Here is a 14,484-nt window from a genome sequence, read left to right on the forward strand (position 1 = left end):
GGATCAGGACCGGCGCAAGGCGCGCCTGAATTCCGATACTTCAAATGCCCGCAACAGGTGGCCCAGAGCGAAATAGGTGATCGCGGCAATCGCAATCAGCAGGAACAGGGCCGGATAACGCCATCCGGGCAGGGCAAAGACCCAGCCGAACAGGTGCAGCGCTACAAACAACACAACGCCCAATCCAACCGAGGCCGCGACGATCCGCCATGCACGGCGCTTGAAGCGGGCGTCAAAGCGGGCCTCTTCCCCCATCCGGCGTGCGCCGATGGCCAGTAGCGCCACCATCGCCCACCCGGCAGCCGAAGCCGCAATGGCGGGCGCGATCCAACCCACCACCGGATACAGGCCAAAGGCCAGGGCAGCATTCACGATCATGGCCACCACCGCGTAGTGAAACGGCGTGCGGGTGTTTTCCCGGGCGAAGAATAGCGGTTGCAGCAGCTTTTGCAGCATGAAGGCTGGCAGGCCGACCCCGTAAATCGCGACGGCCAGCGCCGTGGCGGCTGTGTCTTCGGGGCCGAACTGGCCCCGCTCGAACAGCACCGAAACCAGCGGTGTGGGAATGATCACAAACGCCACGGTCGATGGAATGGTCAGAAGCAGCGTGAATTCGCCCGCACGGGAAAAGGCGTTGCGCGCACCGTCCTTGTCGTCCGCACGCAAGCGGCGCGAAAGATCGGGCAGCAGCACGATGCCCACAGCGATGCCCACCACACCCAATGGCAACTGGTAAAGCCGGTCTGCCGCAAACAGCCAGCTGACGGCTTTTTCGGTTTTCGACGCCACCAACTGGCCCACCACCAGGTTGACCTGCGTCACGCCCATCGCCAAAGCTGCAGGAACCGCGACACGAACCAGATTGCGCATCTCAGGGCTGAGCTTGGGAAGCCCGGGACGAATACGGATACCTGCGCGCTCGGTTGCGACCCAGACCAGTGCCAACTGTGCGACACCGGCCGCCGGAATGACCGCCAGCAGCCAGCGGATGACTTCGCCACCGGATACAGCACCAAGAATAAGGGCCGAACAGGCAAAGATGTTCAGCAACACCGGCGCGGCCGCAGCGGCGGCAAACCGGCCCGTCGCGTTCAGGACGCCAGAAAACAAGGCCGCCAGCGACATGAACAGGATGTAGGGAAAGACGATATACCCATAGTCCACCGCCAGATCGAAACGTTCGTCGCCATAGAAGCCCTCGGCCGTGACCCAGACCAGCGCGGGCATGAAGACCATGACGAGGCCGACCAGCGCCAACACAGCCAACGCCAGCAGGTTGAAGGCGTCCTGCGCAAACTCTTGTGCGTTCTCGCCGCCCTCAAGGCGCTTTGAGAACATCGGAACAAACGCTGCGTTGAACGCGCCTTCGGCGAAGAAGCGACGGAACATGTTGGGCAGGCGGAAGGCCGCGACAAATGCATCCATGACCGGCCCCGGACCAATATAGGCGGCCAGAAGGATTTCGCGCAGAAATCCCAGGATGCGGCTGGCAAGCGTCCAGAAGCCGACCGTGAACAGGCCCGAAAACAGGCGGATCTGCTTCATGAGGCCGCGCGCTCGGCGCCTTCGGTGATCGCTTTACGCAGCTTGGCTTCCAGCCCGCGCTGCTTGCTTTCCGAATAGTATTTCAACCCGAACATATCCTTGACATAGAAGGTGTCGACCACCTGTTCGCCGTAGGTCGCGATCACAGCATTGGCGATATACACGTTGGATGCCGCCAGGGTTCGGGTCAGGTCAAACAGCAAACCGGGACGGTCGCGGGTATCGACCTCGATGATCGTGTAAATTTCAGACCCGTCATTGTCGAACATGATGTGGGTCGGAACGTTGAAGGCGCGTTCGCGTTTTTTGATCTTGTCCCGCGATTTCAGCGCATCGCGCGCCACCACCTCACCCTTGAGGGTTTTGTGGATCATCTGGGTCAGGCGTGGCAGGCGGCTGGCTTCGAATGGGTGGCCTTCGGCATCCTGTATCCAGAACGCATCGGTCACATAGCCGTCCTTGGTCGTATAACTGCGTGCATCCACGACGTTGGCCCCGACCAGCGCCAGCGCGCCGGCGATCCGCGCGAAAATTCCGGGGTGATCGCCCATGGCGAAACAGGCGCGGGTGGCATCGCGGTCTTCGTCCGGGTGCAGGCGGATTTCCATCGCTCCGGGGTCGCCGCTGGTTTCCAAAGCCTGCAGCATCTCGGCAAATTCGATGTGGGTGGAAAGATTGAGACCCTGCCAGTAAGGATCGTAGTGCCGTCCGGTTTCGGTTTTCAGGTCGGCCTTGGACCAGTCGTCCAGCGCAACACGCAGCGCCTTCTTGGCCTCGGCCCCGCGGTTGGCCCGGTTCAGATCCTCCATCCCTGTTTCCAGCGCGCGTTTTGTTTCGGCATGCAGCGCGCGCAACAGGGTAGCCTTCCAGTTGTTCCATGTATCTGGGCCGACGCCGCGAATGTCACAAACCGTCAGCACCGTCAAAAGGTCCAGCCGTTTGACTGTCTGCACTGCCTTGGCAAAATCACGCACCGTGCGCGGGTCGGAGATATCGCGTTTTTGTGCCATGTCCGACATCAGCAGGTGATAACGCACAAGCCATTCGACCGTTTCGGTGTCTGACTTGTTCAACCCGAGACGCGGCGCGATCTTGCGGGCCATCTGGGCGCCGAGAATCGAGTGATCTTCAGGCCGCCCCTTGGCAATGTCATGCAACAGCAGCGCCACATACAGAACCTTGCGATTGACGCCCCCTTTCAGGATCGACGAGGCGAGCGGCAGCGATTCAACCAACTCTCCGCGTTCGATCTGCGCCAGGTTGACGATGCACTGTATGGTGTGCTCGTCCACCGTATAGCTGTGATACATATTGAACTGCATCATCGCCACGATGGGCTCGAACTCGGGCAGGAAGGCCGACAACACGCCAAGTTCGTTCATCCGGCGCAGGGCGCGTTCCGGGTTGCCGTGTTTCAGCATCAGGTCGAGGAAGATGCGCTGCGCCTCTTTGTCATTGCGCATTTCATCGTCGATCAGATGCAGGTTGGCCGTGACCAGGCGCATTGCATCCGGGTGGATCAGCATCCCGGTCCGCAACCCTTCCTCAAACAGACGCAGCAGGTTCAGTTTGTCGGACAGAAACTTGTCCGGGTCACCAACATCCAGACGGCCATGCACCACTGTGTAGCCTGATTTGACACGGCGGCGGCGGCGAAAGATGCGTTCCAGCAGCGGCGCACCTTTTACATGCGCGGCCTCCAGCTTGGTCAGAAAGATCCGCGTCAGTTCTCCGACACGTGTTGCTTCGCGGAAATATCGCTGCATGAACACCTCGACCGCTCGCCGACCGGCGCGGTCCTGATAGCCCATGCGGTCGGCAACCTCGACCTGCAGATCAAAGGCCAGCTGCTCGGTCGCGCGCCCCGTGATCAGATGCAGATGCGACCGGACAGCCCACAGGAACTCCTCGGCCTCGACAAAGCCCTTGAATTCATCAGGTGTAAACAAGCCAAGCGGAACAAGCTCGGCCACGTCGTGAACGCCATATATGTACTTGGCGATCCAGTACAATGACTGCAAATCGCGCAGACCCCCTTTACCCTCTTTCACATTGGGCTCGACCATATATCGCTGGCCTTGCTTGAGGTGTCGTGCGTCCCGCTCCTGCAACTTGGCTTCGATGAATTCACGCTCGCTGCCCTTGAACAGATCCGCTTTCAGGCGCTCTTCCAGACCCGTCGCCAATTCCCTGTCCCCGGCAAGGTACCGCTGCTCGAGCATCGAAGTGCGGATCGTGAAATCATCCGCGCCCAAACGCAGGCAATCCCGGATCGTGCGCGATGAATGCCCGACCTTCAATCGCAGATCCCAAAGGATGTAGAGCATGGATTCGATCACGCTCTCGGCCCACGCGGTGATCTTGTAGGGGGTCAGAAACAGCAGATCGACATCGGATGAAGGGGCCATCTCGCCCCGGCCATACCCTCCGACCGCCAGAACCGCGATCTTTTCACCCTGGGTCGGATTGGCCAACGGGTGAAGATATCGGCCGGAGACCAGCATCGCGGTTCCGACCAACTGGTCCGTCAGGTAGGTGTACGATCGCGTCAATGGTCGCGCCGCAAAGGGTTGCTCCGCAAACGCATTGGCGATGGCCATGCGTCCGGCCTTCTGCGCATCACGCAAAACGCGCACGGTTTCCGCGCGCATTTCAGCATTGTCATTGCAGTTATCGAAGGCTTCAGACAAACGGGCACTGACGCCCTCACTGTCAAAAATCTCGTTTGCCGGGCAGATCAGGCTGCCTTCGGGCTCAGAGACCGGCGCCCGCAAAGCTTTGTGGAGCAGGGTCAATCACAACCACCTGTTTGTTCTGGATCGTGGCAACCGCCAGACCACGTTCATTTGTTCCATTCGATCGCAGACGGAAGATGCCGCCAACGCCCTGAAACCCAGCATTCTGAGTCAGGGCGGCACCTGTCAGCGCGTCCGATTTCCCCTGCCCGACCAATGCGCCGATGGCCGCGATGCCATCATAGGCCAAACCGCTGATCGGGTGCGGTGCCTCGCCATAGGTCGCATTGTACCGTTGGCGATAGGCTTGTGCCTTTGCCGGATCCGGCAAGGCAAACCACCCGCCCTGCACACCCGGCAATTCCAGTGTTTGCGGCGGAATATCCCAGCGTGTCAGCCCGATGAATTGCGTCGTAGCCGGAGAAATACCAGCTTCGGGCAGCAACTGGCTGAACAGCGGCAAGGCACCGGCGGTGGTTGCCGTCAGAAAGATCGAATCGGCCCCGGTTGCATCGACCGTCGACTTAATCGTCGGAACCGAGCCGATGACGCCCTGCTGCGAGCGGTCAAATCCAACCGAACCCGCATTGTTGACCCGGCTTGTGCTGAGGGCTGAAATAATTGCGGTTTGGCCCTGCTGACCTGCCCCATCGTTACTGTGAACGACGACCATTCCGGTTTTGCCCTGCTGGGCCGCGTAATTCACCAGCCGACCAGCCGTGTTTTCAAAGGTCGGTCCCAGCACAAACACGTTTCCACCGGCGACGCTGGTGTTGTTGGAAAAGGACAGAACATTGATGCTTTTGTCCAGAACGGCCAAACCGGCGGCATTGGCTGCCTGCGCGTAAACCGGGCCGATGATGATCTTCGCACCATCATCCACGGCCTGTTTGGCCACCGTGCCGGCGATACCCGCGTTTCCTGCAGTGTCATAAACCCGAAGATCAATCTGCACATTCTGAAGATCAGCCATGGCCAGACGGGCGGCGTTTTCAAGGCTTTGGGCCAATGCTGCATCCCCCGATTGCGCCGATCCGCGTGGAACCAGCAGGGCGACAGGCACCGGTTTGGATGCGTTGATCGAAGGACCCCCACCCAGTCCGCCGGGCTCACAAGCGGCCAGAAGCGCGGCAGTGGCGAGGACAACGGCGGATTTCGCCAACTTGCGAACGGGCTTGCAAACGGTAAACATCTAAATGAAAACTCCCTGATCCGGCGGCTTGGAACGCTGCTATTCTATTGAGCCGCGATAATAAACGTCATGCAGTGAGGGTCCAGCTTTGAATTTCCAGAAGGTCAGATTAGGCGCGGGATTGTATTTTGTTGCCACTCCGATCGGAACGGCGCGCGACATCACGCTCAGGGCGCTGGATGTACTGGCCTCGGCTGACATGATCGCCGCCGAAGACACCCGCAGCCTGCGGCGCCTGATGGAGATTCATGGAATTCCCTTGGAAGGGCGGCGCATTCAGGCCTACCACGACCACAGCGGCGCAGGCGCGCGCCAGAAAATCCTGGACGCGCTGGCGCAGGGAATGTCAGTGGCCTACGCATCCGAGGCCGGGATGCCGCTGATTGCCGATCCCGGCTACGACCTTGGCCGGCAGGCGGTCGAGGCCGGGCATTCCGTGACCTGTGCCCCCGGACCTTCTGCTGCCCTGATGGCCTTGACGCTTGCCGGTTTGCCCACGGATGCGTTCTTTTTTGCAGGCTTTCTTCCCAATGCCTCGGGCGCGCGCCGCAGCCGGATTGAGGCGCTGCGCGACATACCCGGTACGCTGGTGTTCTACGAATCACCAAAGCGCGTCGCCGCCAGCCTGTCCGATCTCGCCGAGGGTCTTGGACCCGACCGTCAGGCCGCGCTGTGCCGCGAACTGACCAAGAAATTTGAAGAGGTCCGGCGCGGCACGCTTGGGGATCTGGCCGAAGCCTATCGCGGCGAAACCGTAAAGGGCGAAGTTGTCTTGTTGGTTGATCGCGGCCATTCGCAAAACATTAAGGACTCTGACGTAGAAGAGGCTCTGAAAAGAGCCTTGGAAACCCATTCGGTTCGGGACGCGGCTGATCTTGTCTCGCAGATGTTCAAACTGCCGCGCCGCCCCCTCTATCAGAAGGCTCTGAAACTCGGGAAGGAGTGAAATGGCCAGTCGTTCGGTCAGGGGGTCAGTTTCCTACCACGCGGGTCAGTCTGCGGAACTGTGCGTCGCGGCTGATTATGAACGGCGTGGTTTCACAATCACTCACCGTCGTTGGCGCGGGGCCGGTGGTGAGATCGACCTGATTGCACGCGATGCGGACGGTATCGTCTTCATAGAAGTCAAGAAAAGCAGCAGTTTTGAAAAGGCCGCAGCGCGGATCAGCCCCCGCCAGATCAGCCGAATCTACACCTCCGCAGCCCAGTTTCTGGAGCATGAACCCAATGGGCAGCTGACGAATGTCCGATTTGACGCGGCTCTGGTCGACGCGAGCGGAGCGGTTCAAATCATCGAAAACGCCTTCGGTCAGGTTTGATCGCCATTGAACCCCCTGCCCCTCTGCGCCATGTATCAGGCGAGAAAACGAGGGATACGCCATGAAAATCGCCTTTCAGATGGACCCAATCGGGACCGTGGACATCAATGCAGACAGTTCGTTCAGGCTGGCGGAAGAGGCACAGGCCCGCGGACATCAGTTGTTTTTCTACGGACCCGATCAGCTTGCTTATCAGGAAGGTCGCATTACAGCGCTTGGCCGGGACATGACGGTACAGCGCGTTCCCGGCGATCCCGCGGTTCTGGGGCCAGAACGCGAAGTGGATCTGGCCGATTTCGACGTGATCTGGCTGCGTCAGGACCCACCGTTCGACATGCACTACATCACCTCCACGCACCTGTTGGACCGCCTGAACGGGCACGCCCTTGTGGTGAATGATCCCTTCTGGGTGCGCAACTACCCGGAAAAACTGCTGGTTCTGGATTTTCCTGACCTGACCCCGCCAACCACAATTGCGCGGGATCTGGAGACAATCAAAACCTTCAAGGAAAAACATGGCGACATCATCCTGAAGCCGCTCTACGGCAACGGCGGCGCCGGTGTGTTCCGCCTGGATACCAATGACCGCAACCTGACCTCGCTGCATGAACTTTTCACGGGCTTTTCGCGTGAACCTCTGATCGTGCAGAAATTCCTGCCCGATGTCCAAAACGGCGACAAACGCGTGATTCTGGTGGACGGGCAACCGGTTGGTGCCATCAACCGCGTTCCAGCAAAGGGCGAGACACGGTCCAACATGCATGTTGGCGGCCGGCCAGAAAAGATCGGCTTGTCCGACCGGGATCTTGAAATCTGCGCCAAGATCGGTCCGCTGCTGAAGGAAAAAGGCCAGGTGTTTGTCGGCATCGACGTGATCGGCGACTACCTGACTGAGATCAACGTCACCTCGCCCACCGGTATTCAGGAACTGGAACGGTTCGACGGGGTCAACGTCGCAGGCAAAATCTGGGACGCAATTGAGGCAAAGCTCTAGGCCATCGTCCGGGCGCTGATGCGAAAGCTCAGCGCTTCGGCCACATGGGGTTTGCGGATGTCAGGCGCGCCGTCGAGATCCGCAATCGTGCGCGCAACGCGCAGGATACGGTGGAACGCGCGGGCTGACAGTCCAAACCGTTCGGCCGCCTTCAACAGCAACTCCCTGCCTTCGGCGTCCGGCGCGGCAACTTCCTCCAGCAGCGCCCCCTCGATATCAGCGTTTTGACGCACCGACGGGTTTCCCTGAAATCGCGCTGCCTGAATGCCACGCGCCCGTTCCACGCGCGCTGCAACCACAGCCGAACAGTCACCTGACGGCGGCAGATCCAGATCGGTAAACCCGACCGGAGGAACTTCGATTCGCAGGTCAAAACGATCCATCAAAGGACCAGAAATGCGCCCCAGGTAGTCCTCGCCACACATCGGAACCCGCGAACAGGCACGCGCAGGATCGCTCAGATAGCCGCATTTGCATGGGTTTGCGGCCGCTACTAGCATGAACCGGCAAGGGTATTTCACATGCGCATTCGCGCGGGCGACCATGACCTCGCCGGTTTCGATTGGCTGGCGCAAAGTTTCCAGCACGGTGCGCGGAAACTCGGGGAACTCATCCATGAACAGCACCCCGTTATGGGCCAGGGAAATCTCACCGGGTTTGGCACCCTTTCCGCCGCCGACGATGGCCGCCATCGAAGCGGTGTGGTGCGGTTCGCGAAAGGGGCGGCTGCGGTTGATGCCGCCTTCGTCCAGCAAGCCGCACAGGGACTGGATCATCGAGGTTTCCAGTGCTTCGACCGCTGTCAGCGGTGGCAGGATACCGGGCAACCGGGCGGCCAGCATTGATTTGCCCGATCCCGGTGTGCCGATCATGATCAGGTGGTGTCGCCCCGCCGCAGCAATTTCCAGCGCCCGTTTGGCGCGTTCCTGCCCCTTCACATCGCGCAGGTCTCGCGTAATGGGCGCAAGTGTCACTTCGCCGGGCTGCGCGACCGGCAATGGCGACTGACCCGAGAAATGCCGGACCACATCGCCCAGAGATTCGGCGCCGATCACTTGCGTGGCATCAACCCAGGCCGCTTCCGCGCTTGAGGCTTTGGGGCACAACAGGGAACGATCCTCGGCAGCGGCGGTCATGGCCGCGGGCAAGGCGCCGACGACGGGGACCAGCGATCCATCCAGGGACAGCTCGCCCAGCGCAACTGTTCCTTCCGCGGCATCGGCAGGAATGATCTCCAGCGCCGACAGCAGGGCCACGGCAATGGGCAGGTCGAAATGGCTGCCCTCTTTCGGTAAATCGGCGGGCGACAGGTTGATGGTGATCCGTTTGGACGGCAGGGCGATGGCCATGGAACTGAGGGCGCTGCGCACACGATCGCGCGCTTCGGACACGGCTTTGTCCGGCAGGCCTACGATCGAAAAGGCTGGCAACCCCGGTGAAACGGCGCACTGAACTTCGACCGGACGGGCATCAACCCCTTGAAATGCGACAGTGTGGGCGCGGGCAACCATTGTCTTCCTGTTGTTGGTTAACAGGACGTTGCTGCCATGGGTGCGGTTTAGGAATGGTTAACGGCGGTGTTCATTTCCCGACCATCGCCTTGAATTTCGGCCATGCTTCGGGGTCGGCGACCGTCTTGTCCCGACAAAACGCGTTGCAGAACCCCCAACTTGCGCCGTCAAGCTCCAGGAAGTGGGTGGCTACTTTACCGGAATAGGGACAGTTTTCATTGGCGGAGGGGCCGCTTGCAACTGGCCTGGCCTGTGAAACCCCGCCGATGGGCCACGGGATTGAAGAAAGGTCCTGCGCGTAAGGAAAAGGATCGTATTGCACGGTCAAGCCCATGGCCCGCCATTGCCTTACGCAAGGGTCCGAGAGCAACTCCAGGCAATAGTCGCGGCTCGCCGAGGACACCGGCAGCCCATAGCCAATGATGCGGGCCGCAACTGGTGTATAGAATACATCTGCCAGAGAATACGCGCCGAACAACGGACCCGAAGCCGCACCGGACACCGAACGGGCGTGATCCCACAATGTTTCGATGCGCTTCAGGTCTGACAGGGTTTCGGGCGAAGGGTCAAAACCCACCCAGCAGTGAAGCAGTTGCATCGGGCATTGGCTGCGTAACGCCGAAAAACCCGACACCATTTCTGTGCAAAGCCAGCGCGCGGTTGCGCGGGCCGCCGGTTCGTTGGGCCACAAGCCTGCCTCGGGGTGCCGTTCAACCAGCGTCTCGGCCATGGCCAGGCTTTCACCAACCACAGTTCCGTCCGGCAAACGCAAGGCCGGCACAAGCCGTGCCGGAGCCAGAGATTTCATGTCTTCGTCCATTGTGCCGGAATACAGACCGATCAAATGGCTTCGATAAGGCAGGCCGAACTTTTCCAGCATCAGCCATCCACGCATGGACCAGCTGGAAAACAGGCGGTCCCCGATATACAGGTCATAAGTCATGCGGCAACGATGCCGCAGGGCTTTGCATCAGTAAATCAGAGAATTGTGGGCACTCTTATCACGGAATGTGATTAATAGACCCAACCGACCATGTGCTGCCGTCCCGCGAAATCCGCGTCACCGACAGATTGTCGATCCGGTGTGAAAATGCCTGTTGCGCATCCAGATCAAGCGCGCGTTGCACCTGTGTCAGGATAACGCCGAAATGGGCGACAATGACCAGATCCGCGCCTGTGTGCGCTGCGATCAGCCGATCAATGGCCCGGTCCACCCTCAGGCGCACGTCGTTCCAGCTTTCGCCACCGGGCGGGCGTATGTCGCCGGGATTGTCCCAATAGGCAAATGCAAGTTCGGGATCTTCCGCCTCGATCTCGGCAAAGGCGCGCATCTCCCAGCGGCCAAAGTTGATTTCCCGCAAATCACGGTGATGCGGCAACCGTCTCCGCGTGCCCTGAATGGCCGTTGCCGTATCCGCCGCACGGGACAAGTCGGATGACACGATCAGAGCATCTGATGGCAGGTGCTCGTGCAACCGGTCAATTGCGGCCTGATCGCTCAGATCAGCAGGCAGATCCGACCAGCCGACCATGGTTTTGGCATGTGTGGGCCCGTGTCTGACAAGAAACAAACGTGTCATGGCAATTGCCCCTTGAGGACCAGCGGCAATCCGGCTGTCACCTGCACGACCAGCTTGGCCTGCGCGGCCAGCGCAATGTTCAGACGCCCCTGCGCCTCGCGGAACCGGCGGGCCAGCGCGTTTTCGGGCACGATGCCATGACCGACTTCGTTGGACACGACAACCAGCCGGGCCGGGCAATCGCGCAGTGCGTTCAGCAAATCCTCCTGCGCAGATTGCAGATCGGATTCTGCAAGCAAATGGTTGGTCAGCCACATGGTGGCGCAATCGATCAGACAGATCTGATCCGCTGCCAGTTCGGCCAGAACCGGGGCCAGATCCATGGGCGCCTCAATCGTGGTCCAGCCTTCCCCGCGCTGATCCAGATGGCGCTGAACCTTGGCGTGCATCTCGCCATCAAGCACTTGTGAAGTTGCAAGATAAACCCGGCTTTTTGCAGTTGAAACAACCAGTTGTTCCGCAAAGGCAGATTTCCCCGAGGCCGCCCCGCCCAGTACAAAGGTTAAATCGGAGCTCACGATCCCTACCTTTCAAATGATCCATCTGGTCTTTCTGTGCGTATCGACACTAGGTCGGCATGGCAAGCCCGGCCCGCGCCTGTGAAGGGGAGATTTGCATGGCACTGGATAACGCAAAAGATTTTTCGATGTCCCGGCAGGCAATGAAAGCCGAGCTGCTGGACGCTGAAACCGAACTTCGGCTGGCTTATGCATGGCGGGATGAACGAGATGAGCAGGCGCTGCATCGCCTGATCACCGCCTATATGCGTTTGGCGATTTCAATGGCCGCCAAGTTCAAGCGCTATGGCGCGCCGATGAATGATCTGATTCAGGAGGCCGGGTTGGGCCTGATGAAAGCCGCCGACAAGTTTGACCCGGACCGCGGCGTGCGCTTTTCGACCTATGCGGTTTGGTGGATCAAGGCCAGCGTACAGGATTACGTGATGCGAAACTGGTCGATGGTGCGGACCGGATCGACCTCTTCGCAGAAATCTCTGTTTTTCAACATGCGGCGGGTTCAGGCCCGGTTGGAACGTGAAGCAGCGACCGAGGGTATGGAACTGGATCGCCATCAGCTTCACCAGATGATCGCGGCCGAAATCGGTGTCCCGCTGCGCGACGTCGAAATGATGGAGGGGCGTCTGTCCGGTTCAGATTTCTCGCTCAATGCGGTGCAGTCGGCCGATGAAGACGGGCGCGAATGGATCGACGCGCTTGAAGACGATCGCGAACAGGCCGCTGAAACCGTGGAAAGCCGTCACGACACCGAACAGCTGCGTGAATGGTTGCTGAAAGCGATGCAATCGCTGAATGAGCGCGAGCGTTTCATCGTGCGCGAGCGCAAACTGCGTGAACCTTCCCGGACATTGGAAAGCCTCGGGCAGGAACTGGGATTGTCTAAGGAACGTGTACGTCAGCTTGAAGCCGCCGCCTTTGTGAAAATGCGCAAGAACCTTGAAGGCCAATCGCGCGAGGTGCAACACTTCATCGCATGAAACAGTTTGCGATTCTTGTTTGGGCCCTGACCCTTACCTCCGGGTTGGCGCGACCCGCGCAGGCCGACAGCCTGATCCCCGATGATGTGACGGCCGCCATGCAGGCGGCGGATGTGGTCATACTGGGTGAAATTCACGACAACCCGCGCCATCACCTGGTTCAGACCCAGGCGCTTGAGGCGGTTTCGCCTTCTGCCGTTGTTTGGGAAATGGTGACGGAAGAAGGTGCCAAACGTCTGGCTCAGACGGCAGCCTCCGACCCCGAGGAATTGTCACGTATTCTGCAATGGGCCGAGTCAGGCTGGCCACCGCTCAGCATGTATTACCCCGTCTTCGAGGCAACGGATGCGCCGGTTTACGGGGCGATGGTTCCACGAAAGGCCGCCCGAACTGCCATGGAACGAGGTGCCGCCACGACGTTTGGCGCCGATGCCGCGCGCTTTGGCCTGACGGTACCCCTGTCAGCCGATGATCAGGCCGCGCGCGAGGCCGATCAGCTTGCTGCGCATTGCAACGCGGTTCCGACCGAGATGTTGCCCCAGATGGTTGCGATTCAAAGGTTGCGGGATGCGGTCCTGACCCGCGCGATCCTGCGCGCAAAGGATGAAACCGGCGGGCCGGTCGCGGTTATCACTGGCAACGGCCACGCTCGCAAAGACCGCGGTATCCCGACCTTCCTGTCGCGCCTGAGCCCCGGTCTGAAGCTTTATGTTCTGGGCCAGTCCGAAGATGGCGTTATCGATGGCACGTTTGACACCGTAATCGACAGCCCCGCTGCCGAGCGGGAAGATCCGTGCGAAGCCTTTGGTGTGCAGAATTAACAACTGGAACAACCTGCTTGCGTTGCCTAATGTCGGGACCGACCGGGACGGGAAGGGCAGATGATGCTGGCATCCAAACGCATATTGCTGATCATTGGCGGCGGGATTGCGGCCTACAAGTCGCTGGACCTGATCCGGCGGCTGAAAGAACACGGTGCGGCGGTGACGCCGGTCCTGACGGGCGCGGCAGAAGAATTCGTGACGCCCTTGTCCGTGTCCGCTCTGGCCGGAGAAAAACTCTACCGAGATCTGTTCGATCTGACGGATGAGGCCGAGATGGGCCATATCCAGCTGTCCCGTTCTGCTGACCTGATCGTAGTGGCTCCGGCAACGGCGGATCTGATGGGCAAGATGGCTGCTGGGCTCGCTAATGATCTGGCCTCGACCCTGTTGATGGCAACGGATACGCCCGTGCTGTGCGCACCCGCAATGAATGTGCGTATGTGGGATCATCCCGCGACGCAACGAAACCTAAGGCAATTGCAGGCCGATGGCGTCCGGTTCGTCGGTCCGAACGAAGGCGATATGGCTTGCGGCGAGTTCGGACCGGGCCGCATGTCGGAACCTCTGGAGATCGTGGCCGCGATCGAGGCCGCATTGGGCAATGGCCCCCTGTCCGGAAAGCGTATTCTGGTGACGTCGGGACCGACCCACGAACCCATCGACCCGGTGCGCTATATCGCCAACCGGTCGTCTGGCGCGCAAGGCACGGCCGTGGCCCGCGCGCTGGCATCCCTGGGGGCCGACGTGATCTTTGTAACCGGCCCAGCAGATGTACCTCCGCCCGATGGCGTGCAGGTCATCCCAGTGGAAACCGCGCGCCAGATGTCCGAGGCGGTCGATGCAGCCCTGCCTATCGATGCCGGCGTGTTTGCCGCAGCCGTGGCTGACTGGCGGGTTGCCAGCGCGTCCGATCGGAAGCTGAAGAAAAGCCGCGACGGCCTGCCCGCGCTGGAGTTTGCCGAAAACCCTGACATCCTGAAACGTGTGTCGCACATGACGGAAGGGCGGCCCAGACTGGTTGTCGGCTTTGCCGCCGAAACCAATGACGTAGTCGAAAATGCGACGGCCAAACGCACGCGCAAAGGATGCGACTGGATCGTCGCGAACGATGTCAGCCCCGCGACGGGCATCATGGGCGGTTCGGAAAACGCCGTGACCCTCATCTCGCAAGATGGGGCCGAAAGTTGGCCTCGCATGGGCAAGGATGAAGTGGCCCGGAAACTGGCCGCCAAAATCGCCGACGCTTTGACAGAATAAGATACCGGCCCCGCGTGGCACGGCAAGAGGTG

At 60.3% G+C, this 14,484-nt stretch carries 13 protein-coding genes; 6 read left to right on the plus strand and 7 right to left on the minus strand.

The annotated features are described in order from the left end of the window. Nucleotides 1-3 precede the first annotated feature (3 nt). From murJ to ACR0MI_RS12370, 3 genes are read right to left on the minus strand one after another with little or no spacing between them, the layout of a single operon-like run. Nucleotides 4-1,545: a murein biosynthesis integral membrane protein MurJ gene (gene murJ / locus ACR0MI_RS12360; RefSeq protein WP_170615690.1), complete on the minus strand. Its 1,542-nt coding sequence runs from the start codon at nucleotides 1,543-1,545 to the stop codon at nucleotides 4-6. After that, entirely contained in the window at nucleotides 1,542-4,340 is a 2,799-nt protein-coding gene (locus ACR0MI_RS12365; RefSeq protein WP_170615692.1) for a [protein-PII] uridylyltransferase, read from the minus strand. Before ACR0MI_RS12365 ends, murJ begins: the two co-directional genes overlap by 4 nt. Continuing rightward, a complete protein-coding gene (locus tag ACR0MI_RS12370; protein WP_170615693.1) occupies nucleotides 4,300-5,472 on the minus strand; it encodes a penicillin-binding protein activator in 1,173 nt (390 codons plus the stop codon). Before ACR0MI_RS12370 ends, ACR0MI_RS12365 begins: the two co-directional genes overlap by 41 nt. Nucleotides 5,473-5,560: 88 nt before the next feature. On the opposite strand from ACR0MI_RS12370, the gene rsmI reads away from it, so the two are divergent. The 3 genes from rsmI to gshB all read left to right on the plus strand — a co-directional run bounded on the left by rsmI (nucleotide 5,561) and on the right by gshB (nucleotide 7,785). Continuing rightward, nucleotides 5,561-6,418: a 16S rRNA (cytidine(1402)-2'-O)-methyltransferase gene (gene rsmI, locus ACR0MI_RS12375; RefSeq protein WP_170817152.1), complete on the plus strand. Its 858-nt coding sequence runs from the start codon at nucleotides 5,561-5,563 to the stop codon at nucleotides 6,416-6,418. Nucleotide 6,419: 1 nt separating this feature from the next. Then, nucleotides 6,420-6,791 carry a YraN family protein gene (locus tag ACR0MI_RS12380; RefSeq protein ID WP_170615698.1) on the plus strand — a complete coding sequence of 124 codons (372 nt, stop codon included), beginning with the start codon at nucleotides 6,420-6,422 and terminating at the stop codon, nucleotides 6,789-6,791. A gap of 61 nt (nucleotides 6,792-6,852) precedes the next feature. Further along, nucleotides 6,853-7,785 carry a glutathione synthase gene (gshB, locus tag ACR0MI_RS12385; RefSeq protein WP_170615700.1) on the plus strand — a complete coding sequence of 311 codons (933 nt, stop codon included), beginning with the start codon at nucleotides 6,853-6,855 and terminating at the stop codon, nucleotides 7,783-7,785. Here the strand turns inward: gshB and ACR0MI_RS12390 are convergent. From ACR0MI_RS12390 to cobU, 4 genes are all read right to left on the minus strand, one after another. Continuing rightward, a complete protein-coding gene (locus tag ACR0MI_RS12390; protein WP_170615702.1) occupies nucleotides 7,782-9,296 on the minus strand; it encodes a YifB family Mg chelatase-like AAA ATPase in 1,515 nt (504 codons plus the stop codon). The two genes, gshB and ACR0MI_RS12390, sit on opposite strands and share 4 nt — an antisense overlap. A gap of 70 nt (nucleotides 9,297-9,366) precedes the next feature. After that, nucleotides 9,367-10,239, minus strand: coding sequence for a glutathione S-transferase (locus ACR0MI_RS12395; RefSeq protein WP_170619576.1), 873 nt, complete (start codon nucleotides 10,237-10,239; stop codon nucleotides 9,367-9,369). A 58-nt stretch (nucleotides 10,240-10,297) separates the two neighbouring features. Then, entirely contained in the window at nucleotides 10,298-10,876 is a 579-nt protein-coding gene (locus ACR0MI_RS12400; RefSeq protein ID WP_170615706.1) for a histidine phosphatase family protein, read from the minus strand. Continuing rightward, the gene (cobU, locus tag ACR0MI_RS12405; RefSeq protein WP_170615708.1) at nucleotides 10,873-11,394 is read right to left on the minus strand and encodes a bifunctional adenosylcobinamide kinase/adenosylcobinamide-phosphate guanylyltransferase; all 522 of its coding nucleotides are present in this window, start codon (nucleotides 11,392-11,394) and stop codon (nucleotides 10,873-10,875) included. The genes ACR0MI_RS12400 and cobU overlap by 4 nt, the downstream gene beginning before the upstream one ends. A 98-nt stretch (nucleotides 11,395-11,492) precedes the next feature. Here cobU and ACR0MI_RS12410 point away from each other — a divergent pair, with 98 nt between their 5' ends. The 3 genes from ACR0MI_RS12410 to coaBC all read left to right on the plus strand — a co-directional run bounded on the left by ACR0MI_RS12410 (nucleotide 11,493) and on the right by coaBC (nucleotide 14,452). Then, nucleotides 11,493-12,371 carry an RNA polymerase factor sigma-32 gene (locus tag ACR0MI_RS12410; protein WP_170615711.1) on the plus strand — a complete coding sequence of 293 codons (879 nt, stop codon included), beginning with the start codon at nucleotides 11,493-11,495 and terminating at the stop codon, nucleotides 12,369-12,371. Next, nucleotides 12,368-13,192 (plus strand): ChaN family lipoprotein, encoded by an 825-nt coding sequence (locus tag ACR0MI_RS12415; RefSeq protein WP_170615713.1) that lies wholly within the window; start codon nucleotides 12,368-12,370, stop codon nucleotides 13,190-13,192. The genes ACR0MI_RS12410 and ACR0MI_RS12415 overlap by 4 nt, the downstream gene beginning before the upstream one ends. A 63-nt stretch (nucleotides 13,193-13,255) precedes the next feature. Then, complete coding sequence (gene coaBC / locus ACR0MI_RS12420) at nucleotides 13,256-14,452, plus strand: bifunctional phosphopantothenoylcysteine decarboxylase/phosphopantothenate--cysteine ligase CoaBC (RefSeq protein WP_480441720.1); 1,197 nt, start codon at nucleotides 13,256-13,258, stop codon at nucleotides 14,450-14,452. The last annotated feature ends 32 nt before the right edge of the window (nucleotides 14,453-14,484 follow it).

The organism is Ruegeria sp. D4 (assembly GCF_056534475.1).

Bases quoted from the DNA above. Each gene is read 5' to 3' on its own strand.
- ACR0MI_RS12390 (WP_170615702.1), bottom strand. From the start codon at position 9,296: ATGGTTGCCCGCGCCCACACTGTCGCATTTCAAGGGGTTGATGCCCGT.
- ACR0MI_RS12380 (WP_170615698.1), top strand. From the start codon at position 6,420: ATGGCCAGTCGTTCGGTCAGGGGGTCAGTTTCCTACCACGCGGGTCAG.
- ACR0MI_RS12400 (WP_170615706.1), bottom strand. From the start codon at position 10,876: ATGACACGTTTGTTTCTTGTCAGACACGGGCCCACACATGCCAAAACC.
- ACR0MI_RS12410 (WP_170615711.1), top strand. From the start codon at position 11,493: ATGGCACTGGATAACGCAAAAGATTTTTCGATGTCCCGGCAGGCAATG.
- ACR0MI_RS12415 (WP_170615713.1), top strand. From the start codon at position 12,368: ATGAAACAGTTTGCGATTCTTGTTTGGGCCCTGACCCTTACCTCCGGG.
- coaBC (WP_480441720.1), top strand. From the start codon at position 13,256: ATGCTGGCATCCAAACGCATATTGCTGATCATTGGCGGCGGGATTGCG.
- ACR0MI_RS12395 (WP_170619576.1), bottom strand. From the start codon at position 10,239: ATGACTTATGACCTGTATATCGGGGACCGCCTGTTTTCCAGCTGGTCC.
- gshB (WP_170615700.1), top strand. From the start codon at position 6,853: ATGAAAATCGCCTTTCAGATGGACCCAATCGGGACCGTGGACATCAAT.
- ACR0MI_RS12370 (WP_170615693.1), bottom strand. From the start codon at position 5,472: ATGTTTACCGTTTGCAAGCCCGTTCGCAAGTTGGCGAAATCCGCCGTT.
- murJ (WP_170615690.1), bottom strand. From the start codon at position 1,545: ATGAAGCAGATCCGCCTGTTTTCGGGCCTGTTCACGGTCGGCTTCTGG.